The following is a 21,883-nucleotide window of genomic DNA, read 5'->3' on the forward strand; positions in this document are numbered from 1 at the left end:
TTGAAATAACATTATTCATTAAAATCATCAATATAATTAAACTCAAGTTTACTTTGAATAATAATTTCTTCCATAATTGATGATAATTTATTCATATTTACCATTTCTTCAAACGCTTTTACCAGCATTGGAACATTGATAATTTCTTCTATCGCATCCATATAAGATGCTACAATCGCTTCTATTTTATATTTAATACTAGCTTGTTCTTGAATTAAGCTTTTTATTTGCTCTGGTGAATTATTGGATTTCACCACAAAAGTAATTGGAAACCGTTGTACTTTTTCTATGTCTAGAAAATATTTATTTACATCTATAGTTTCCGTTACTTGAAAAAATCTTCCTAGAGGTTTCATAACAAAATCAATTCCACCATCATTCGCATTGGTTCGCCCAGTTTTATATAAGCTCAATTTTTCTTCTAATATATCTTCTCTCGTATAGCCAATCCAAATGGACTGTTCTGAATATTTAGATTTCAAGACGGCGTAACTGACTATTTCAAAAATTCTTGCATCAGCACTAGGATCTAATTGTGCTTTAATAAATGCGACTGCTTTTGTAGGTTCTTTTGTACTTAATTCATTAATTCTTTGACAAGTTTGGATAAATTCATCAAAGGCTTTCGTTTTTTCTGCTACATATTGCTCTATTATTTGAATAATAACCTTTGCTAAATTATAAACAACAGGCTTTCCTTGGTGATCAATTAATGTGATTTTTATCAAATCTTCTTGTAGCCAATATCTTTGCTTTTGAAGATCTCGCACAATAGGAACGATATTTAGTGTTGGGAAATATTTTCTGAATTCATCATTCAATCTATTATTTAACGCATGATTTTGTAATTTCTGCCCAAAAGGTAACTCCCTTAATCTTTTCAGCAAATCTGTAAATTTAGCACCTTCATATTTGGCATAATGAGTATCATTTTCTAAATATCCTTTATTAATATAATCTTCTATCAAAACATAAAGGGCATAATGATTCGCAAAAGATCCTCTTGATTTTGAGCCTTTATTTGCTGATCTTGTTTTTATATTTAAATATTGAATAATATGGCTTTCTTTATATATTTGTGTTGCATTTTCACCAAATTCATTCTCAAGGATCGAAAGTATCTGAGATGAAAAAGAATGTTCAGTTAAAATAGGTTTCTTTGACATATTGCCTCTGACGATGTAAGTCTATTATTCTTTTGCTTTAATTGCTTATCCAGTTTAGAAAGTGTTTCTCCGTTATATTCTGTAGCAATTCCTAATCTTCTCAAACCAATTTTCACATATTCTTCTTGAAATTCAATACTAATGCTTCTTCTACCTAAACGTTGAGCTACTGCACTGGTAGAAAATGTACCACCAAAGGGATCTAAGATTAAATCCCCCTTATTTGAACTGGCTTTAATAATACGTTCTAGCAATACTTCTGGCTTTTGACTAGGGTGAACTTCATATTCTTCCATTCGGTATCTTACTCTAGGAAAATACCAAGTATTGCCAGGGACTTTAGTTGTTTTATAAGGCGTTGGCACTGGTTTTCTATAATCAATCAATTTTCTTTGAGCACCAGTTTTAGCTTCTACTTCAATATCTTCTGAATTAAACGTATAATTTTGAGGGTTTTTCACCGCAAATAATATAGGTTCATATAAAGATCCAAAATATTTTTTTGCTTGAACCCCCGAACTATCGTAATGCCAAACAATTCGAGAAAGAATTGTCATGTGTTCACGAAGCCATAAATCAATATAAGGCATAGATTGAGTACTCGTCATTACATACAAGGAACCACTATCTTTTAATTTTTTAATACATAATTCAAGCCATTGATAACACCAATCAATATATTCCTTTTCTGTCTTCCAAGAATCTCTAAATTGACTAAATTTTTTTCCAATATTATAAGGTGGATCGGCAAAAATAAGATCAATGGAATTATCCTCTATTTCTGATAAAGCATTTAAGCAATCATCAAAATAAATCTTTGTTAATGTGTTTTCAAAAACTTTCATAAAATAAAACACCTAAATCATGATATTAACGATACTCATCAATCACATTCGCTTGCACTTCTGCACCAGCGTTATTAATCGGTTGCCACGGGGAATAAATGCCCGAGAGATCTTGACTGGCTAAACCTAATCGCACCGCTTGATCCACGATAATGCGTGCCACGTCAAAATGGCGAGAAAGCGGATAATGTTCAAGCTGTTGTTTTAACACAAGGCTTAAATCAATCGGTTGATTGTGTTCTCGTTGGGCGATGAGCAAGGTTTGCATCGTTTCTACAATTTGATCGTGCAAGTCGGAAAGCTGTTCATACTGCAATTCATCAGGCAATTCGCCCAAGGCATCTTCATCTCGCAACAGCAATTCTTCATCACGCAAATCAATCAAGCGTTCCGCTTGAGCCGTCCACAAATACCACGGGGCATCAAAATAATGATGAATAGAGTTGCGCAACCGTTGGCTAAACACCCGATTTTTATCCATATCAATGGCGGTACGAATAAATTTATGCACGTGCCGGTCGTAGCCGATCCACAAGTCAATGGCTTGTTGCCCCCAACTGATAATGCGGTCTAATTTGGCTTGTAAATCCACAATCAACTGGTCAATAAAATACAGGCTATCATTGCCGATAATACAGTCTTGAATCCGCAGAAGTTGGGCTTGTAGCTTGTCGCCAGCAGCATTTAAGGTATCTTGCAATTCTCGCAAATTGCCCGATGTTTCATCTAACAACCGTTCACAGCTGGCAATCGCCGCTTGCCAATCTTTGCTTAACAAATCAGCGATTTCTTGCTTAATCCCCTGCTGATTTTCGTCCATAATACGTTGTGATAAATCAATGCTATCAAAAATCTCCGCCACGGAATATTTAAGCGGTGCAAACACATTTCGCCGCCAAAAATACGCATCTTCGTTTTTCCGCACACCTTCTTCCGCTGATTCCGATGCACGCTGAATTTCATCTGCCACAATGGCAAGCTGCACGGACAATTTAAGAGCGGAAAATTCACGTTGACGAATATAATAATCAGACACGCCCACACCCAACGGGGTCAAGCGGTAAATGGAAAGTCCTTCGGTGAAATCACTACTAAAACGGTTTAAAAACCGCTGTTTCACCAAATCATTAATGGCATTGTTGGCTCGGGTGACGATGCTGTCGGAATAATCAAATTCAGATGACACTTGACGGAAAATATCCACCAGATCAGATTCTTGCATCTCGCCGTCAAAACGTTCGTTATTATAAAGTGCAATGGCAAGTAAAAACGCTAGCCGTTCGGTGTTGAGCGACAGCGAAAACTCTCGCTCTCTCGCCCACGACACCAGTTCGGGGATAGTTTGTGATGTTTCAGACATTAAAATTTCTCACAACCTTTGAAAATAGACATAATTGGGAAAGATTATACAGGATCTTTGTTGATATTGTAAGTTCTTGATCGTCACAAAAAAGTGCGGTAAAAATTTTAATTTTTTATTGAATTTTTTCGCCTACCCTTTACTATACGCAAATCAAATTTTAATGGATAGCACCAATGACAACCGAACAAGACAAAAAACACACCTACAACCTAAATAAACTACAAAAACGCTTACGCCGTAATGTGGGTAATGCCATTGCGGATTTTAATATGATTGAAGACGGCGACAAAGTGATGGTTTGCTTGTCGGGAGGGAAAGATAGTTATACGCTGTTGGATATTTTACTGAATCTTAAACTGAACGCCCCGATTCATTTTGATATTGTGGCGGTCAATTTGGATCAAAAACAGCCAGGGTTCCCTGAGCATATTTTGCCTGAATATCTCGCCAGCATTGGCGTGGATTACAAAATTGTGGAAGAAAATACTTACGGCATTGTGAAAGAAAAAATCCCTGAAGGCAAAACCACTTGCTCACTCTGCTCTCGTCTGCGTCGTGGGATTTTATACCGCACCGCCACGGAACTCGGTGCAACAAAAATTGCCTTGGGTCATCACCGTGATGATATGTTGGCAACACTATTCTTAAATATGTTTTATGGCGGAAAACTGAAATCAATGCCACCAAAACTCATCAGCGATGACGGCAAGCAAATTGTGATTCGTCCGCTTGCGTATTGTAAAGAAAAAGACATTGAAAAATACGCCATTGCGAAACAATTCCCAATTATCCCGTGTAATCTTTGCGGTTCGCAACCGAACTTGCAACGTCAAGTAGTGAAAGAGATGTTGAACACTTGGGATCGTCAATACCCAGGGCGATTGGAAACGATGTTTAGTGCGATGCAAGATATTGTGCCGTCTCATTTGTGTGATGCGGAATTGTTTGATTTTAAAGGGATTAAAAAAGGTGTGGTAATTGAGGGCGTTGAGGGGGATTTGGCGTTTGATCGGGAAGAGTTTTCAAATGTAGCTGTGTCGGATGAGGATTTTGAGCTAGATCGGCAGATTAATTTTAAAGAAGTGGTTTAATTTGAATCGGGTTTCGCCCGATGGGCGACCGTACTTTTCTTTGCTTGTGGTAAGAACGGATTTCGCCGCTGGCGACTTACTTTTTCTTTGCTTCGCCAAAGAAAAAGTAAGCAAAAAGAAAGGCGATCCCGATTTTGCCTTGTTTCCTGAAAATGCTTAAATTTGTAGGAAAAGTTGTACTGTTTGAGCGTAGCGAGTTTACAACTTTTCCGTTAAGCAAATTTAAGCATTTTCAGGCGGCAAAGACGGGGATCCCATTTTTCATAGCGTTTTTTAATTTCATCTGAAATATTAAAATATTTTTTATTTTGTACCGCATTTGCATTACGCTCGATCAAATTGGGGTCCCCGTCTGAGCCGCCTTGGCGACTTGAAATTTTTAGGTAAAATCGCCTTGTTTGAGCGTAGCGAGTTGCGATTTTGCCGTTAAGAAAATTTCAACCAAGCCAAGAAAAGCGGTGAAGTCGGGGTGTGCTTTTCTTTGCCTACTTTCTTTTGCACAAGCAAAAGAAAGTATGGTCGCCCATCGGGCGAAACCCGATTTAGATTTACTTCACAACCCCACAATTCAAACAATACAAATACTGCCCTTTCGGATCATTAAATTTCCCCAAAATTCCCAACTGATTTTTCAACTGACCCTGTACTTGCTTAACCTCTGGTAATCCAACCATTTCACTCACACTGGTTTTCACTAAAGATTTTGTTCCTTGTTGTAAGGATTGTAGTAAGGCTTTAAAACCTTGCGGTTCTTCATCAAACCATTCAACGGAATAATCTGCTTTTTCACCTGTTTTTTGATCGGCTAATTCTTTAGCTTTTTTCACCGCAGTTTCAAAATCACCGAGTTCGTCCACTAGCTTATGCTGTAACGCATCTTGCCCTAACCAAACTTGTCCTTGTGCGATTTTATCTACTTCTGCTTTAGAGAGATGGCGACCACGACTCACTACGTCTAAAAAGCGATCATAGCCTTGTTCTATTTCTAATTGAAAAACCTCTTTGAGTTCATCAGACAATGGGCTTGTGGAAGATAATTCACTCAATTTAGAAGTACGAATACCATCAGCAGATACACCAATTTTTTTCAAGCTATTTTCAAAGGTTGGGAAGATTGAAAAAATACCAATTGAACCTGTTATCGTATTTTTATCTGCCACAATATAATCTGTGGTACTTGAAATCCAGTAGCCACCAGAAGCAGCCTCTGCTCCCATTGAAGTAACAACAGGTTTTCCTATTGCTTGTAAATTATCAATTTCTTGACGAATAACTTCTGAGGCAAAAGCACTTCCACCAGGGCTATTAACCCGTAATATAACGGCTTTTACTGCTTCATCATCAGCTGCTTGGTGTAATAAATTCGCAATGGTATCACCGCCGACTTCATCTTTTTCACTTTCTCCATCAACAATGGCACCTTCTACATTAACGACCGCAATTTTATGGATTGGATTAGAAGAATGACTGTCACCTAATTGACGATCGGGCAATGCTGCTAAGTAAGTATCAAAATCTACATTTTTAAATTCAATGACATCATCGTCTTGGGTATTTTCACCAAAAAGTGCGGTTAATTTTTGCTGAATTTCTGTTCTTGTTGTAAATTCGGTAATTAATTTACGTTGTTTAGCATAGGCGGTGCTATTGCCTTTCAAGGCTTTCAAATCTGCTAAATATTGCTGACTATCTGGTAATACTTGATTAGGTTCAATTTGACGATTTTTTGCCACAATATCACGGAAATTTATCCACATACCATTTAACCAACGTTCACCATTGGCTCTAGCTTCAGGCGACATATCATCACGTAAAAATGGCTCAACCGCAGATTTATAGGTGCCGACACGGAAAATATGTGGCGTTACCTCTAATTGCTCTAACATTGATTTAAAATATAAATTTTGTGCAGATAAACCATAAATATCCACTGTTCCCACGGGATTTAAATAAATTTCATCGGCAAAACTCGCCAAAAAATACTGATCTTGACTATAATTTTCTGCCAATGCAATGACAGGTTTATGTTGTGCTTTAAAATGTTGAATCGCTGACCCCACGTATTCCAACGCAGGTAAATCTGCCCCTTCAAAATAATTTAAATCTAGCACTAACCCTTTAATACGATCATCATTCTTGGCATTTTCGATAGCATAAACCACATCAAAGGTTGAAATTTTACGAGGCACATTACTGCCCTCTAATTCGTTTAATGCCTTTTGCCATGACAGCGATGTTTCACGATTGTCGGCTAAATAACCATCTAAATTTAATAATAATGCCCCTTGCTCACCGACTAGTTGAACATTATTTTTAGGTAAATTGAACAGGCTAATGACCGTTGCGAGAAATAATACAAAGAGTAGAAAAACAAGGTTCATCACCACACGGCGAATAAAATTGAGAGCTTTCCAAATTAATTTAAAGAAATTAAAAATAGTTTGCATAGAACGTCCTTATTGTAAAATTAAATTGCATTTAAACTAATTAATTATCTTGATGACTAATTACATCAGAAAGAAATATACCGTAAAAATGACAAGTTTTCACGGTATTTTTGTGTTAAAATTCTTGACTCAGCATGAATAGAATCATAAAAGGACAGTTATGGATGCGTTAGAATTACTTATCAATCGTCGTTCAAATAAAAAATTAGTGGCTCCTGCACCAAGTAGAGAACAATTAGAACAAATTTTTCAAGCTGCATTACGTACCCCCGATCATGGTAAACTTAAGCCTTATCGTTTTGTTATCATTGAAAATAACGGATTGACTAAATTAGCCAATGGATTAACTCAAGTGGCAACTGATCTCAACCTAGAGCAAAAGCAATTTGATAAAATAAATAAAATTTGTACAACGCCAATGGTTATTGCCGTAATTGCTAGACTTGATCCCAATGTGGCTAAAGTCCCTGAGTGGGAACAGCTAGTTACTGCGGGTTGTGCAGCTTACAGTATTCAATTAGCTGCTCAAAATTTTGGCTACGATAATGTTTGGATTACAGGGAAATGGACCAGTGGCAATGCGTTGCGTCAACTCTTAAATTGTTCTGAACAAGAAAAAATAGTGGCATTATTATTAGTGGGTACGGCTGAAAATGAAAAATTAGAACGTGAAAGTAAAACAGTCGATACACAAGAGTTTGTTTCATATTTATAGGTTTTTCTAATGGATCTTTTAATTAGCTTTTTTACTGATTATGGTTATTGGGCAGTTCTTTTTGTACTGATTATTTGTGGCTTTGGTGTCCCTATTCCAGAAGATATCACCCTTGTTTCTGGTGGTATTATAGCAGGACTTTATCCAGAAGATGTAAATGTACATTATATGTTGGTGGTCAGTATGCTAGGTGTACTTGCAGGGGACAGCACTATGTACTGGCTTGGTCGCATTTATGGAATAAAAATATTACGTTTTCGTCCCTTGCGTAAATTGCTTTCATCTAAGCGTCTAAAAATGGTGCGTGAGAAATTTGACCAATATGGTAATCGAGTGTTATTTATTGCTCGTTTCTTACCTGGGTTAAGAGCCCCTATTTATATGGTATCTGGTATTACTAATCGAGTTAGTTATACTCGTTTTGTATTATTAGATTTTTGTGCCGCTATAATTTCTGTACCAATTTGGGTTTATTTAGGCTATCAGGGAGCAAATAATCGTGACTGGCTTACTCAACAGATCAAAACAGGGCAACACAGTATTTATATAATTATTGCAACGGTAGTATTGTATGTGGCTTATAAAATTTACAAAGCTAAAAAGAAAAAACAAAATTAACGTTTTAATTTAACCAGAAATGTAAAAGTGCGGTCAAAATAATCATATTTAACCGCACTTTTCGTTTAATTATTATTTAGTTATTCAATAATAGGAATAATTTTTGTCGCTTGAGAACCTTTATCACCATGAACCACTTCAAAATTCACTTTTTGCCCAGCTTTTAATGAACGATAGCCGTCCATTTCTATCACAGAAAAATGAGCAAAAATATCTTCATCACTCCCCTCTGCATTAATAAAGCCAAACCCTTTCACATTATTAAACCATTTAACAACACCAACTTCCATACGATACCTCTATTAGGTCTAACGACAATATAACAAGATTTATCCATCTTGTTTCCCATGCTTATGATTAAAGATTTTTATTTTTTCTGCAAGCTGTAAATGTTCAAAATTCGACACAGATCACAAAATTTTTTGCTTAATCTGTTCAGCAAAATAAAAAAGTGATCAAACTATAAAATATTTAACATATATTTAAATGGATTTTTTGGTAAATCAATGAATTTAAGGTAAACTAAGCAGAATTTTTTAACAGATAATTTTTTTGATTTCGGAGATAAAAATGACAAAAATTGCTTCTATTGCTGATGTGCTACAAGGTAAAGTTGCCATCGGTGAAAGTGTAACTGTTCGTGGTTGGGTACGTACTCGCCGTGATTCTAAAGCAGGGCTTTCGTTTCTTGCGGTTTATGATGGCTCTTGTTTTGCACCAATTCAAGCCATTGTAAATAATGATATTACCAATTATGAAAGTGAAATATTACGTTTAACTACGGGCTGTTCCGTTATTGTAACAGGAACCGTCGTAGAATCACCTGCTGAAGGTCAAGCGGTTGAGTTACAAGCACAAGTTGTTGAAGTGGTAGGTTGGGTGGAAGATCCAGATACTTACCCAATGGCGGCTAAACGTCATTCTATTGAATATTTACGTGAAGTGGCTCATCTTCGCCCTCGTACCAATATTATCGGTGCTGTAGCTCGTGTTCGCCACTGTTTAGCTCAAGCCATTCATCGTTTCTTCCATGAGCAAGGTTTCTTCTGGGTAGCCAGTCCAATTATTACTGCTTCTGATACAGAGGGAGCGGGCGAAATGTTCCGTATTTCTACCCTTGATTTAGAAAATTTACCACGTAACGACAAAGGTGCGGTGGATTTTTCACAAGATTTTTTTGGACGCGAATCCTTTTTAACCGTATCAGGTCAATTAAATGCAGAAACTTACGCTTGTGCATTGAGCAAAGTTTATACGTTCGGTCCAACATTCCGTGCAGAAAATTCTAATACTACTCGTCATTTAGCTGAATTTTGGATGATGGAACCTGAAGTGGCATTTGCGGATTTAAATGATAATGCTAAATTAGCCGAAGATATGTTGAAATATGTGTTCCGTGCGGTACTTGCTGAACGCCGTGATGATTTAGAATTTTTTGCTAAACACATTGATAAAGATGTCATCACCCGTTTAGAAAATTTTGTGAGTTCTGATTTTGCTCAAATTGATTACACCGATGCTATCGAGGTGTTATTACAATCTGGCAAAAAATTTGAGTTTCCAGTGTCTTGGGGGATCGACTTATCTTCGGAACATGAACGTTATTTAGCAGAAGAACATTTCAAATCACCAGTGGTGGTGAAAAACTATCCGAAAGATATTAAAGCATTCTATATGCGTTTAAATGATGATGGCAAAACCGTGGCAGCGATGGACGTATTAGCACCAGGAATCGGTGAAATCATCGGTGGTTCACAACGTGAAGAACGTTTAGATGTATTAGATAAACGTATGGTCGAAATGGGATTAAATCCAGAAGACTATTGGTGGTATCGTGATTTACGCCGTTATGGTACAGTGCCTCATTCAGGTTTTGGTCTTGGGTTTGAGCGTTTAATTGTATATGTCACTGGCGTACAAAATATCCGTGATGTCATTCCATTCCCAAGAGCTCCAAGAAATGCGAGTTTCTAGTTGTAAATATGGTGCGTGAAAACGCACCATACTTTTTTTATTTATTTTCCAACTCAACTCCATCAAACAACCGTTTTACCGCATTATTATCGTGCATAGCTTCCGCTTTTTCTACTAGATTACGGGTTAAGTGCGGTGAAAAATAATTAATAAAATCATACATGTAATTACGTAAAAAGGTACTGTGTTTAAAGGCAATTTGAGTCATGCTAGAATTAAATAAATGGCTAGCATCAATGGCGACTAAGTCCGAATCTGCTTCCGTATGTGCCATAGAGGCAATAATGCCAACCCCTAATCCTAATCTGACATAGGTTTTTATGACATCCGCATCAGTCGCCGTAAATACGATATTAGGTAAAATCCCCTCACTGTTAAAAGCATAATCTAAATCAGAAACACCAGTAAATCCAAAAGTATAGGTGATTAATGGATGTTTCCCCAATTCTGCAATGGTTAAATTCTTCACTTTTGCCAATGGGTGATCTTTTTTTACCACCACAGAACGATTCCAAAAATAGCAAGGCAACAATACTAAATCATCAAATAAATATTGTGCTTCGGTCGTAATCGCTAAATCTACCTCACCCGATAATAACGCATCATAAATTTGATTCGGTGAACCTTGATGAACGTGTAAACTGACATCGGGATATTGCTTGGAAAAACGTTCAATCACTGCTGGTAACATATAACGAGCTTGTGTATTTGTGGTAGCAATGCGTAACACCCCATGATTAGGTTGGGTATATTCATCTGCAATGGCTCGAATAGCTTGTGTTTTGACTAATAATTCTCTCGCAATACCAATAATCTTTTTACCTGCTGAAGTAACAGATTTAATATGTTTACCATTGCGTTCAAAGATTTCAAGCCCTAATTCTTCTTCTAACAAGCGAACTTGCTTACTAATTCCTGGTTGAGAAGTATAGAGAGCCGTTGCCGCTTCGGTAACATTTAGATTTTGATTAACAATTTCGACAATATAACGTAGTTGTTGAATTTTCATAAAAATTTCTTCTTTAACCAATTCTACTTAGAGATACTATGCTTTTTTATAACGCTTACTCATTTCATTATAACGTTTTACCGCTTTACGAATTTGCCCTGTATTTGCACGACGTTTTTTAGATTGCGTTACATCTAATTTCGTTTCTGTTTCTGGCGATAATCCTACTAATTCCCGTAAATAATTCACGTTTTCTAAATCCATTTCTTGCCAACCACCACGTGGTAACGATTTGATTAATTTAATATTGCCATAACGAATACGAATTAAACGGCTGACCTGAATACCCTGACTTTCCCACAAACGGCGAACTTCACGGTTACGACCCTCCATCAGTGTTACATCAAACCATTGATTTAATCCCGTACCGCCCATAGGTTTAATACTTTTAAAATTCGCTAAACCGTCTTCTAATTGCACCCCTTTACGCAAACGAGCAATCATAGCATCATTTACTTCACCAAACACTCGCACTGAATATTCACGCTCTACTTCTTGGCTTGGGTGCATCAGACGATTCGCTAATTCACCGTCTGTGGTAAACAATAATAAACCCGATGTATTAATATCTAAACGTCCAACTGCAATCCAACGCGAACCTGATAAGCGTGGTAAACGATCAAATACGGTGGCACGCCCCTCAGGGTCATTGCGAGTACACAACACCCCTTCTGGTTTGTAATACATCAATACTCGGCACACTTCTTTTTGCACCGCAGTTAAATTAATTAAATTGCCATCAATACGAATTTTTAATCCTGAATGAACTGTGACGCGGTCACCAAGTGTTGCGATTTTACCGTCAACACTTACTCGCCCTGCTGCAATAATCGTTTCAATTTCACGGCGAGAACCTTGTCCTGCATTAGCTAAAATCTTTTGTAATTTTTCCCCAGCCACCGTTGGTTGAGAATTGAACTGCGGTGATTTTTCAACCTTTTTAGTTGAACGTTCTGTTGAGCGAAATGATGATTTCGCGGTTTGAAATTTCATAAATGTTTCCTTTATTGTCGCTTTCCCAAGCGTCATTATAAAATAAGATAATTAAATAAATGGTGTTACTGAACCACTACCTTCTCGCAAAATAACAGGTGTTTCATCTGTTAAATCCACAACTGTTGTCGGTTCTTGACCTAAATAACCGCCATGAATAATCAAATCCACTTGACGTTCTAAACGATCACGAATTTCTTCGGGATCAGATTGCGTAATATGCTCTTCCTTTGGCAACATCAACGAACAAGATAAAATCGGTTCACCTAAAGCCTTTAATAAATCTAAGGCAATTTGATTATCTGGCACACGAATACCGATAGTTTTACGTTTTGATGTCATCAAACGACGAGGTAATTCTTTCGTGGCGGTTAAAATAAAAGTATAACGCCCTGGGGTATTATTTTTAATTAAACGGTAAGCCACATTACTCACTGTAGCATAATGAGATAATTCCGATAAATCACTGCAAACCAAAGTAAAATTATGCCCTTCAGGTAATTGACGAATTGCCACAATACGATCCATAGCATGCTTTTCGCCCATCATACAACCTAGGGCATACCCAGAATCTGTAGGATAAACAATCACACCGCCATTACGCAAAATTTCCACTGCTTGATTAACCAAGCGTGCTTGTGGATTTTCAGGATGAACATAGAAAAACTGACTCATTGTATTTCCATTGTAATTAATATAAAAATCAAGCGGTATTATACTGCATTGTTATATACTTTTGATAGCGTTATATTTACTCATTTTTTTATAGAATATTACAATCAGGCAATATTTCAAATTATCCTGCAATCGTTTGCCTAAGATATTGAAATTATGCTATTCTACTCTCCGTTTTTTACTAGTAATCTTTTCTTACGGAAATCTTAAATGTCTAATCAAAATCCCCAAATTGCCATTGTTATGGGTTCCAAAAGTGACTGGATAACAATGCAAGAAGCCACTCAAATCTTAGATGAATTAAATGTACCTTATCACGTGGAAGTGGTATCCGCTCACCGTACACCAGACAAATTGTTTAGCTTTGCAGAAACTGCTGAAAAAAACGGTTTCAAAGTGATTATTGCTGGTGCTGGCGGAGCCGCACATTTACCTGGCATGATCGCTGCAAAAACCTTGATACCTGTATTAGGTGTGCCAGTAAAAAGTTCTATGTTAAGCGGAATTGATAGTCTTTATTCTATCGTGCAAATGCCAAAAGGCATTCCTGTCGGCACATTAGCTATTGGTCCTGCGGGTGCAGCTAATGCAGGATTATTAGCAGCTCAAATTTTAGCCGCTTGGGATACAGAATTATTAGTGCGTTTAAAAGCATTCCGTGAAAATCAAACCAATGTGGTGTTGGATAATCCAGATCCAAGAAGTTGATCAATTTTAACCGCACTTTATCATAAAAAGTGCGGTGCTTTTTTGAGATTTTTTACTATGCAACAAAGTACTTTATATCCTACTATTTATGTTCTAGGCAATGGTCAACTTGGGCGTATGTTACGTTATGCTGGAGCCCCTTTAGATATTAATGTTGAACCATTAGACTTTAACGCTCCCCTATTTGATTTGCCAAAAGATGCCATTATTACGGCGGAAATTGAACGTTGGGAACCAACGCCTTTAACTGAAATGCTCGGCAATCACGATAAATTTGTTAACCAAAAAGTGTTTGCCACTACCGCAGATCGGTTTAGCCAAAAATCGCTGTTAAATGAATTAAATCTTCCAACTTCGCCATGGGCATTAGTAAAAAGTGCGGTGGATTTTAAGCATATTTTTACCGAAATAGGTGAAAAAGTGGTAATAAAACGCCGTACTGGTGGTTATGATGGTCGAGGGCAATGGATTGTTACACCAGAAAATCAAGATGTGATTACAGATGACTTATTCGGTGAAGTGATTGCGGAAAAATTTATTCCCTTTGATGGTGAAGTATCCATTGTGGGAGCTAGATTTAGAAATGGTGAAACTCGCTTTTATCCTGTAACTTATAATTTACAGCAAAACGGTATTTTACGTTATAGCGTTGCTGACAATTCAAATATTCATTTACAACCACAAGCAGAACAAATGCTTGGCAAAGTGATGCACAAACTCAACTATGTAGGTGTCATGGCAATGGAATGTTTTGTTGTTAAAAACCAGCTATTAATTAATGAATTAGCCCCTCGAGTTCACAACAGCGGACATTGGACTCAACTCGGCTGCTCAATTAGCCAATTTGAATTGCATTTGCGAGCATTATTAGATTTACCAACGCCTAAATTAGAAATCTTTGCACCAAGTGTAATGGTCAATTTAATCGGTACACAACATAACCCACAATGGCTTAATATCCCATTTAGTCAATTACATTGGTATGGAAAAGAGGTAAGAGAAGGGCGAAAAGTTGGGCATATTAATTTTACCCATGTGGATAAATTACAGCTAATCACTCAATTAGAAAATTTACGCCAAGTGTTACCTGAAGATTATCAATCTGGTTTAAACTGGGTAATTAGTAAATTAAATAATTATTAGCCATAATTTTTGTGTTTTCATCAAAGAATCTAAAAATTAGCTACTTTTTATAGAATAATAACTTGCATTTTTTAACTGTTATCAGTATAAAATAAAACACTGACATATCATTTATATAAGGAAAATTATCATGTTTGAGAATATTACTGCAGCTCCCGCTGATCCCATTTTAGGTTTAGGTGAAGCATTTAAATCTGAAACCCGTGCTAATAAAATTAATTTAGGTATTGGTGTCTATAAAGATGCACATGGTTCAACACCGATTATGAAAGCGGTTAAAGAAGCAGAACAACGTTTATTTGAAATTGAAACGACAAAAAATTATTTAGCGATTGACGGTGTAGCAGATTTTAATGAACGTACCAAAATCTTATTATTTGGTGAGGGTTCAGAAATCGTTACCCAACGCCGAGCCAAAACCGTACAAAGTCTTGGCGGTACAGGGGCATTGCGTATTGCAGCAGAATTTATTAAACGCCAAACCAAAGCACAAAATGTCTGGATTAGCACGCCAACATGGCCAAACCACAATGCTATTTTCAATGCGGTTGGCATGACTATTCGTGAATATCGTTACTACGATGCTGAACGTAAAGCCTTAGATTGGGATAACCTAATTGCCGATTTAAGTAATGCTAGCGAGGGAGATGTGGTATTGCTACACGGTTGCTGTCATAACCCAACGGGTATCGACCCAACGCCAGAACAATGGCAGCAATTAGCCAACTTGTCAGCCAAAAATGGTTGGTTGCCATTATTCGATTTTGCTTATCAAGGTTTAGGTAACGGTTTAGAAGAAGATGCGATTGGTTTACGTACTTTTGCCGCAAATCACAAAGAGTTATTAATCTCTAGTTCTTACTCTAAAAACTTCGGTTTATACAGTGAGCGAGTTGGGGCATTTACGTTAGTCGCAGAAAATGAACAAATTGCTGTAACCGCACTGACACAAGTCAAAGCGATTATTCGTACACTCTATTCTAACCCTGCTTCTCATGGTGCAGCAACGGTTGCCATTGTGTTGGCGGATCCCGTATTACGTAAACAATGGGAAGATGAATTAACCGAAATGCGTAATCGTATTAAAGCGATGCGTACAAAATTTGTTGAATTGCTCAAAGAATTTGGTGCAACACAAGATTTTGGCTTTATTACGCAACAAAATGGTATGTTCTCTTTCAGTGGATTAAATGCAGATCAAGTAGATCGCTTAAAAGATGAATTTGCGATTTATGCAGTACGTTCCGGTCGTATTAATGTGGCAGGTATTACCGAAGATAATATTCGTCATTTGTGTGAGAGTATTGTGAAAGTGCTTTAACTTTATAGATACGAAATTTTATATTTAACCCTGTAGCTAATGCAGGGTTATTTTTTCGTACTATGCTCCCACAAAAAAGGACGCTAAACAGCGTCCTAATTTTCTATTCTTTAAGAATTAAAGAGTAGATTTTGCTTTTTCAACTAAAGCAGCAAAAGCCACTTTATCGAATACAGCGATGTCAGCTAAAATCTTACGGTCAATTTCAACAGAGGCTTTTTTCAAGCCATTGATGAATTTGCTGTAAGATAAACCGTTTTGACGAGCGGCAGCGTTGATACGAGCAATCCATAATTGACGGAATTGACGTTTACGTTGACGGCGGTCACGGTAAGCATATTGACCAGCTTTAATCACTGCTTGGAAAGCAACGCGATACACACGTGAACGTGCACCATAATAACCTTTAGCGGCCTTAAGAACTTTCTTATGACGCGCTCTTGCAATAACACCACGTTTTACACGAGCCATTATTTAATCTCCTAATGTATATGTTTAACTAAAATTTACTAATGAACGCTTGTGCTTATGCGTATGGCAAGCACGCTACAACTAAAACTTGGTCTGCTTTCGCAACCATAGATTTATGACGTAGATGACGTTTACGTTTAGTGGTTTTCTTAGTCAAAATATGACGTAAGTGAGATTGTTTACGCTTGAAACCGCCAGAAGCTGTTTTCTTGAAACGCTTCGCAGCACCACGTACTGTTTTAATTTTAGGCATTGTTTAATAACTCCGCATTGTTTTGTTAAAAAAACGATAAATAGGCGAATGTTTTGCAACATTACTTGTAAAGCTCGTATTTATCACACTGATTATAACAGGCGTTTTCCCCCGTTATCATATAAAAGCAATCAGGCTGCTGAGTGTGCCTGATACGCTTTATATTTTTCATCAAGAAAGTATCTCAATGAAAAATTATTTCTTTTTAGGTGCTAGTACCATAATAGCTTGGCGACCTTCTAGTTTGCTTGGTGCTGATTCTACCACTGCAATTTCTGCCAAGTCATTTTTTACACGTTCTAACACATCAAAACCTAAGCTTTGGTGAACCATTTCACGTCCACGGAAACGAACGGTGATTTTAGCTTTATCCCCATCTTCCAAAAAGCGAACTAAGCTACGAAGTTTAATTTGATAGTCACCTTCATCTGTACCTGGACGGAATTTAATTTCCTTAACCTGTACTACTTTTTGTTTTTTCTTCTGCTCTTTAGCGGCTTTTTCTTTTTCGTAAATAAATTTACCGTAGTTCATAATACGACAAACTGGCGGTTCAGCATTTGGGCTAATCTCAACTAAGTCTAACTCAGCTTCTTCAGCTTTTGCTAATGCTTCTTGAATTGATACGATACCTAATTGCTCGCCGTCTTGATCGGTTAGGCGAACTTCTTTAACACGAATTTCATCATTAAGACGATGAGCTCGAGTTGTCTGAACACGTTTTACTGGTTTAATAGTGCAATTCCTCTAGTAACTTTATTTTTTATATCATATTTTCTCGCCAATTGTTCCTGAAGAAACAGCAGAAGAAATGATTTCTATCTTTGCTCTTAAACTGAGCAAAACAGGCAGAATTCTACGAGATTTTTCGAATTTATGCAATAAAAGAATGCTTTTTATACATAAAAATTTTGTGGTTAAGGGGTTTCCAATATTTCACACAATTTTTGCCCAAAAGGTTCACGCCAATCTCTCATCAAATCGGGTAATTTGTTTGAATCTTTTTGTTTAAGCCAAACCCATTTCATTAATTTTTCTAAACTCTTACGACTTGCAATGACTTCACAGGCTAAATCTTCAGGAACAATTTCTAGTAATTTTTGTTGCAAGGCTTTGAATGCTTTTTTATAACGTGGATCATCGGAAAATCGTTCAATTATTGCTGGGTAATCCGTAGCTTCAACACGTTTCATTTGTTCAATGACTTGCAACATTTTTTTACCATGAATCCGTACTTCTTGCGAATGAATACCTAAATCTAACAATGAGGATGTATTTTGTGGATTATATTTTGCTATCAACCATAAAGTTTCTGCACGAACCACAAAATTCAATGCAAGATCACGTTTAATCGCTTCTTGTTGTCGCCATTTTACTAATAATTTTAATCGCATTAATTGTTCTGAATTGAGCTTATTAGCATTTGGAATAGTTAAATAGGCTTTATCGGGGTCTTTAACTTTCCCTTGCTTTTCCAACAATAAATAGCTGTCAAATTGCACCGCACTTTGCCAAGGTGTTTTAGCGAGTTGGTCTGCCATTTTGTGATAAAGTGGTAACAAATACCATACATCTGCCGCCGCATATTCCAGTTGTTTGTCTGATAAAGGACGAGCCAACCAATCGGTTCGAGATGCTCCTTTATCAAGGCTAAATTCAAAATAATGCTGAATTAAAGTGGCTAACCCTGTGGAATTTGGGAAAGACAAAAAATTCGCCATAATTTGTGTATCAATTAACGGTATCGGTAACTGATTGAAATAATGTTGAAATACTTCTAAGTCTTCATAGCAAGCATGCAACACTTTCAGCACATTTTTATTTGCTAATAAAGCAATAAAAGGCGAAAAATCGGTGATTTCATTAGGATCGATTAGACTGACTTGCTCGCCATCATAGAGTTGAATTAAACCTAATTTGGGATAATAACTGCGTACTCGGATAAATTCCGTATCTAAAGCAAGCACTGTTTTTTGTTGAGCTAATTTACAAATTTGAGCTAAGCCTTGATTATCACTAATCATCTGAAAGTGCGGTTTATTTTGGATTTCTTTTATCATGATTAATTATTCAAACGTTTCGCCAGCTCTTCATCACGCAACACACGGCGTAATATTTTACCAATATTGCTTTTCGGCAATTCGTCACGAAATTCAATTTGTTTCGGAATTTTATAGCCAGTTAAATGTTGGCGACAATGTTGACGTAGCTCATCACGGGTTAAACTATCATCTTTTTTTACCACAAAAATTTTAATGGTTTCGCCAGATACTTCATGTGGAACACCTATCGCTACCACTTCTGCCACTTTATAATTTAACATCACTACATCTTCAATTTCATTTGGATATACATTAAAACCTGATACCAAAATCATATCTTTTTTACGATCCACAATACGTAGAATACCTTTTTTATTCATTGTGACAATGTCACCTGTGGCTAACCAACCATCTTTTAGCACTTCACTAGTGGCTTCTGGACGTTGCCAATAACCTTGCATTACCTGTTTACCTTTAACCCAAAGCTCACCAGTTTCCCCTAAATTGGCTTCATTGCCGTCTTCTTTCAAAATTTTAATATCCGTATTGGGTACTGGTAAACCAATACTACCGTCATGCACTAAACAATCTACCGTAGATGCTGCCACCAAAGGTGAACATTCGGTTAATCCATAGCCCTCAATAATATTACAATCGGTTAATTCGTGCCATCGAGTTGCAATAGCTTGCTGAACTGGCATACCACCACCGACTGTTAATTTTAATCCTGAAAAATCAACTTCTTTAAAATTCTCATTATTTAACAAAGCATTAAACAAGGTATTTACCCCTGTTAATGCCACAAAGTGATGTTTTTTCAATTCTTTAATAAAGCTATCAATATCACGTGGATTAGTAATTAATACTGCTGTTATGCCTAACTCAATAAATAATAGGCAGTTCGCACACAAGGCAAAAACGTGATATAACGGCAATGGCAAAATTGCTTTGCGTTCACGGCGATTATCGCCCACAAAAGGTTCGGCAATCCAACGAGCTTGCATCACATTCGCTACCATATTACCATGCGACAACATCGCACCTTTTGCCACCCCTGTGGTGCCACCAGTATATTGTAAAAAGGCTAAATCTGTTGGTTCTAATTCAGGGCGAACATATTGACGCATCTTGCCAATACTTAACACTTCACGAAAGGTTACTGCGTTTGGTAATTTATATTTTGGTACTAATTTTTTAACGTATTTCACTATAAAATTAACCAGCGTACGTTTACCAAAAGAAAGCTGATCTCCCATTCGCGTTAAAATAACATGCTTAACTGCGGTGTTAAATACGACTTTTTCTAAAGTCGATGCAAAGTTCGACACTACCACAATAGCGACTGCACCACTATCTTGTAATTGATGTTCCAATTCTCGTGGTGTATAAAGCGGATTGACGTTCACCACGATTAAACCTGCACGCAACACACCAAATAAGGCTATCGGATATTGCAATAAATTTGGCATCATCAATGCGACACGATCGCCACGTTTAAGTTTTAATTCATTTTGTAAATAAGCGGCGAACGCCCGACTACGTTCTTCCAATTTGCGAAAAGTCAACGCTTTGCCCATATTAATATAAGCAGGGCGATCGGGATGTTTTTGCACCGCACTATCAAACATATCTAATAAATTAGGATATTTATTAATATCAACTTCTTTTTCTACCCCATTCGGATAATTATCAATCCATAATTTTTCCATATAAATCCTTATTATTTTTTACAACATTAACGTAGTACAAACGTACTTAACGTAGTACATAACGTACTTTTGGTTGGGCAAACCAGAATCGTCCCATTAATCCCCAGCGTGGTCCGAAGCCGAAAGGATAATAATCCCAGTCATCATATTCATAATAATATTCTTTCACTAACTGCCATTGTTTAAAGGCTTGTACGGTTACTACTGGATATTGATAGTCTGCTTGATCAATTTTACCCATCTCTTTTCCAGTCAACTTGCCTTTCACCGTAATGTATTGGTCTTTCAAACTTTCAGGATCCACAAAACCCTTTAAATATGCAATAAAACGACCATTTGTCGTGCTATCTAACACAGGTTTGGCAGAAAATGATGACACTTGCAAACTCAACACTTCTATCTTGGTTTGATTTTTCAGTACATCAACAGATAACACTTTACCGCCCAAGCGAACATCTTTACATTGACAAGCATAATGATCTTGATCGATATCCTTTAAATTTTGGATAGTGAATTCGTCTTTTTCTAACCCTTGTGGTGGATTAACGCAACCGACTAATAAAAGTGCGGTGATAAAAAACAATATTTTTTTCATAGCAACTCCTTATTTTGATAGCTATTCTCTATCAGGTAATTTTTTCCAAGTCACTTCATTACGCAAATACACAGGTTCAATTTCTGTGGCAGTAATAGTCTGCTTGGCAAACCACATCGGCACGGCGACGGAAAGCATATATTTTGCTGATGGCAAAGTAATTTCACTATTTTTAGCCACATTATTTAACGATGAATAAGATTGCCATCCTGTACCAACAGTTAACCAATTCCCGCTTAATGGGTTAGCCTGCTCAAGCAATCTTACTGGTGAACATACCTGTTCCGCAATTATTGCTTGCCATTGCAAAAACTCGCCAATTTCCAACCGCACTTTTTCAGCTTTTAAGGCGGAAAAATACACTTCATTCATACGAGCATCAATCGCACAAAGCACCTGTTCTGCTTGATGTTGTTGGTAAGCTGCTTGAGCCATGGCAGTCAAATTGGATACCGCAATGACAGGTAAATCTGCACCAAAAGCTAACCCTTGAGCTACACTCGCCCCTACTCGCACACCTGTAAAACTACCTGGACCACGCCCAAATACCAACGCATCTAGCTGGTTAAGCTGTAAGCCCGATTGCCCTAAAATCTGATCAATCATAGGTAAAATGCGTTTAGTATGGGTGCGTTGTGCCACCTCATCTAAATGAGTAATTTCGCCCTGATGCAGTAACGCCACAGAACAGGCTTCTGTTGAAGTGTCCAAGGCGAGTAAAGTTAGCTTTGTCATAGTGTTCCAT

Annotated in this window: 22 protein-coding genes; 7 read left to right on the forward strand and 15 right to left on the reverse strand. The window is 37.1% G+C overall.

Going from position 1 to position 21,883, the window contains the following annotated elements; all coding sequences use genetic code 11:
* Positions 1-11: 11 nt before the first annotated feature.
* The 3 genes from O1Q81_RS06550 to mukF are packed head-to-tail and all read right to left on the reverse strand — an operon-like array spanning position 12 to position 3,371.
* Positions 12-1,166: a hypothetical protein gene (locus tag O1Q81_RS06550; protein ID WP_386693887.1), complete on the reverse strand. Its 1,155-nt coding sequence runs from the start codon at positions 1,164-1,166 to the stop codon at positions 12-14.
* Positions 1,145-2,011, reverse strand: coding sequence for an adenine-specific DNA-methyltransferase (gene yhdJ / locus O1Q81_RS06555; protein ID WP_386693888.1), 867 nt, complete (start codon positions 2,009-2,011; stop codon positions 1,145-1,147). Before yhdJ ends, O1Q81_RS06550 begins: the two co-directional genes overlap by 22 nt.
* A 25-nt stretch (positions 2,012-2,036) precedes the next feature.
* Positions 2,037-3,371, reverse strand: a complete 1,335-nt coding sequence (mukF, locus tag O1Q81_RS06560; protein WP_386696620.1) for a chromosome partition protein MukF — start codon at positions 3,369-3,371, stop codon at positions 2,037-2,039.
* A gap of 176 nt (positions 3,372-3,547) precedes the next feature.
* On the opposite strand from mukF, the gene ttcA reads away from it, so the two are divergent.
* Complete coding sequence (gene ttcA, locus O1Q81_RS06565) at positions 3,548-4,465, forward strand: tRNA 2-thiocytidine(32) synthetase TtcA (protein ID WP_386696621.1); 918 nt, start codon at positions 3,548-3,550, stop codon at positions 4,463-4,465.
* 548 nt (positions 4,466-5,013) lie between these two features.
* Here ttcA and sppA read toward each other — a convergent pair.
* Positions 5,014-6,912, reverse strand: coding sequence for a signal peptide peptidase SppA (gene sppA, locus O1Q81_RS06570; RefSeq protein WP_386696623.1), 1,899 nt, complete (start codon positions 6,910-6,912; stop codon positions 5,014-5,016).
* Positions 6,913-7,072: 160 nt separating this feature from the next.
* On the opposite strand from sppA, the gene O1Q81_RS06575 reads away from it, so the two are divergent.
* The gene (locus O1Q81_RS06575; protein WP_386693899.1) at positions 7,073-7,627 is read left to right on the forward strand and encodes a nitroreductase family protein; all 555 of its coding nucleotides are present in this window, start codon (positions 7,073-7,075) and stop codon (positions 7,625-7,627) included.
* A gap of 9 nt (positions 7,628-7,636) precedes the next feature.
* A complete protein-coding gene (locus O1Q81_RS06580) occupies positions 7,637-8,245 on the forward strand; it encodes a DedA family protein (RefSeq protein WP_386686195.1) in 609 nt (202 codons plus the stop codon).
* 80 nt (positions 8,246-8,325) lie between these two features.
* On the opposite strand, the gene cspD is transcribed toward O1Q81_RS06580, so the two are convergent.
* Entirely contained in the window at positions 8,326-8,535 is a 210-nt protein-coding gene (cspD, locus tag O1Q81_RS06585; RefSeq protein ID WP_386686197.1) for a cold shock domain-containing protein CspD, read from the reverse strand.
* A gap of 280 nt (positions 8,536-8,815) precedes the next feature.
* Between cspD and asnS the strand changes: the two genes are divergently transcribed.
* Complete coding sequence (gene asnS / locus O1Q81_RS06590; RefSeq protein WP_386696625.1) at positions 8,816-10,219, forward strand: asparagine--tRNA ligase; 1,404 nt, start codon at positions 8,816-8,818, stop codon at positions 10,217-10,219.
* Between the two features lie 37 nt (positions 10,220-10,256).
* On the opposite strand, the gene cysB is transcribed toward asnS, so the two are convergent.
* Genes cysB through O1Q81_RS06605 form a run of 3 tightly spaced genes read right to left on the reverse strand, consistent with a single transcriptional unit; the run spans position 10,257 to position 12,896 of the window.
* A complete protein-coding gene (cysB, locus tag O1Q81_RS06595; protein ID WP_386686201.1) occupies positions 10,257-11,228 on the reverse strand; it encodes an HTH-type transcriptional regulator CysB in 972 nt (323 codons plus the stop codon).
* A gap of 36 nt (positions 11,229-11,264) precedes the next feature.
* The gene (gene rluB / locus O1Q81_RS06600; protein WP_386696627.1) at positions 11,265-12,221 is read right to left on the reverse strand and encodes a 23S rRNA pseudouridine(2605) synthase RluB; all 957 of its coding nucleotides are present in this window, start codon (positions 12,219-12,221) and stop codon (positions 11,265-11,267) included.
* A gap of 51 nt (positions 12,222-12,272) precedes the next feature.
* Entirely contained in the window at positions 12,273-12,896 is a 624-nt protein-coding gene (locus O1Q81_RS06605; RefSeq protein WP_386696629.1) for an L-threonylcarbamoyladenylate synthase, read from the reverse strand.
* A gap of 210 nt (positions 12,897-13,106) precedes the next feature.
* Here O1Q81_RS06605 and purE point away from each other — a divergent pair, with 210 nt between their 5' ends.
* From purE to O1Q81_RS06620, 3 genes are all read left to right on the forward strand, one after another.
* Positions 13,107-13,604, forward strand: coding sequence for a 5-(carboxyamino)imidazole ribonucleotide mutase (purE, locus tag O1Q81_RS06610; RefSeq protein WP_386696630.1), 498 nt, complete (start codon positions 13,107-13,109; stop codon positions 13,602-13,604).
* Between the two features lie 57 nt (positions 13,605-13,661).
* Positions 13,662-14,747, forward strand: coding sequence for a 5-(carboxyamino)imidazole ribonucleotide synthase (gene purK, locus O1Q81_RS06615; RefSeq protein WP_386696632.1), 1,086 nt, complete (start codon positions 13,662-13,664; stop codon positions 14,745-14,747).
* A gap of 130 nt (positions 14,748-14,877) precedes the next feature.
* On the forward strand, positions 14,878-16,068 hold the full coding sequence (locus O1Q81_RS06620; RefSeq protein ID WP_386686211.1) for an amino acid aminotransferase: 1,191 nt from the start codon (positions 14,878-14,880) through the stop codon (positions 16,066-16,068).
* Positions 16,069-16,185: 117 nt separating this feature from the next.
* Here O1Q81_RS06620 and rplT read toward each other — a convergent pair whose 3' ends face one another.
* The 7 genes from rplT to tsaB all read right to left on the reverse strand — a co-directional run bounded on the left by rplT (position 16,186) and on the right by tsaB (position 21,873).
* A complete protein-coding gene (rplT, locus tag O1Q81_RS06625; protein ID WP_386686213.1) occupies positions 16,186-16,539 on the reverse strand; it encodes a 50S ribosomal protein L20 in 354 nt (117 codons plus the stop codon).
* A gap of 55 nt (positions 16,540-16,594) precedes the next feature.
* Positions 16,595-16,792 (reverse strand): 50S ribosomal protein L35, encoded by a 198-nt coding sequence (gene rpmI, locus O1Q81_RS06630; RefSeq protein WP_005596065.1) that lies wholly within the window; start codon positions 16,790-16,792, stop codon positions 16,595-16,597.
* A gap of 195 nt (positions 16,793-16,987) precedes the next feature.
* Positions 16,988-17,527: a translation initiation factor IF-3 gene (gene infC / locus O1Q81_RS06635; protein ID WP_386690242.1), complete on the reverse strand. Its 540-nt coding sequence runs from the start codon at positions 17,525-17,527 to the stop codon at positions 16,988-16,990.
* Positions 17,528-17,709: 182 nt separating this feature from the next.
* Positions 17,710-18,852: a ribonuclease D gene (rnd, locus tag O1Q81_RS06640; RefSeq protein WP_386696633.1), complete on the reverse strand. Its 1,143-nt coding sequence runs from the start codon at positions 18,850-18,852 to the stop codon at positions 17,710-17,712.
* Between the two features lie 2 nt (positions 18,853-18,854).
* On the reverse strand, positions 18,855-20,543 hold the full coding sequence (gene fadD / locus O1Q81_RS06645; RefSeq protein ID WP_386686230.1) for a long-chain-fatty-acid--CoA ligase FadD: 1,689 nt from the start codon (positions 20,541-20,543) through the stop codon (positions 18,855-18,857).
* Positions 20,544-20,589: 46 nt separating this feature from the next.
* The gene (locus tag O1Q81_RS06650) at positions 20,590-21,138 is read right to left on the reverse strand and encodes a Slp family lipoprotein (RefSeq protein WP_386686232.1); all 549 of its coding nucleotides are present in this window, start codon (positions 21,136-21,138) and stop codon (positions 20,590-20,592) included.
* A 21-nt stretch (positions 21,139-21,159) separates the two neighbouring features.
* Positions 21,160-21,873: a tRNA (adenosine(37)-N6)-threonylcarbamoyltransferase complex dimerization subunit type 1 TsaB gene (gene tsaB / locus O1Q81_RS06655; RefSeq protein WP_386693913.1), complete on the reverse strand. Its 714-nt coding sequence runs from the start codon at positions 21,871-21,873 to the stop codon at positions 21,160-21,162.
* Positions 21,874-21,883 lie beyond the last annotated feature (10 nt).

It is taken from the genome of Lonepinella sp. MS14436 (assembly GCF_042470565.1).
Lineage (GTDB): Bacteria > Pseudomonadota > Gammaproteobacteria > Enterobacterales > Pasteurellaceae > Lonepinella.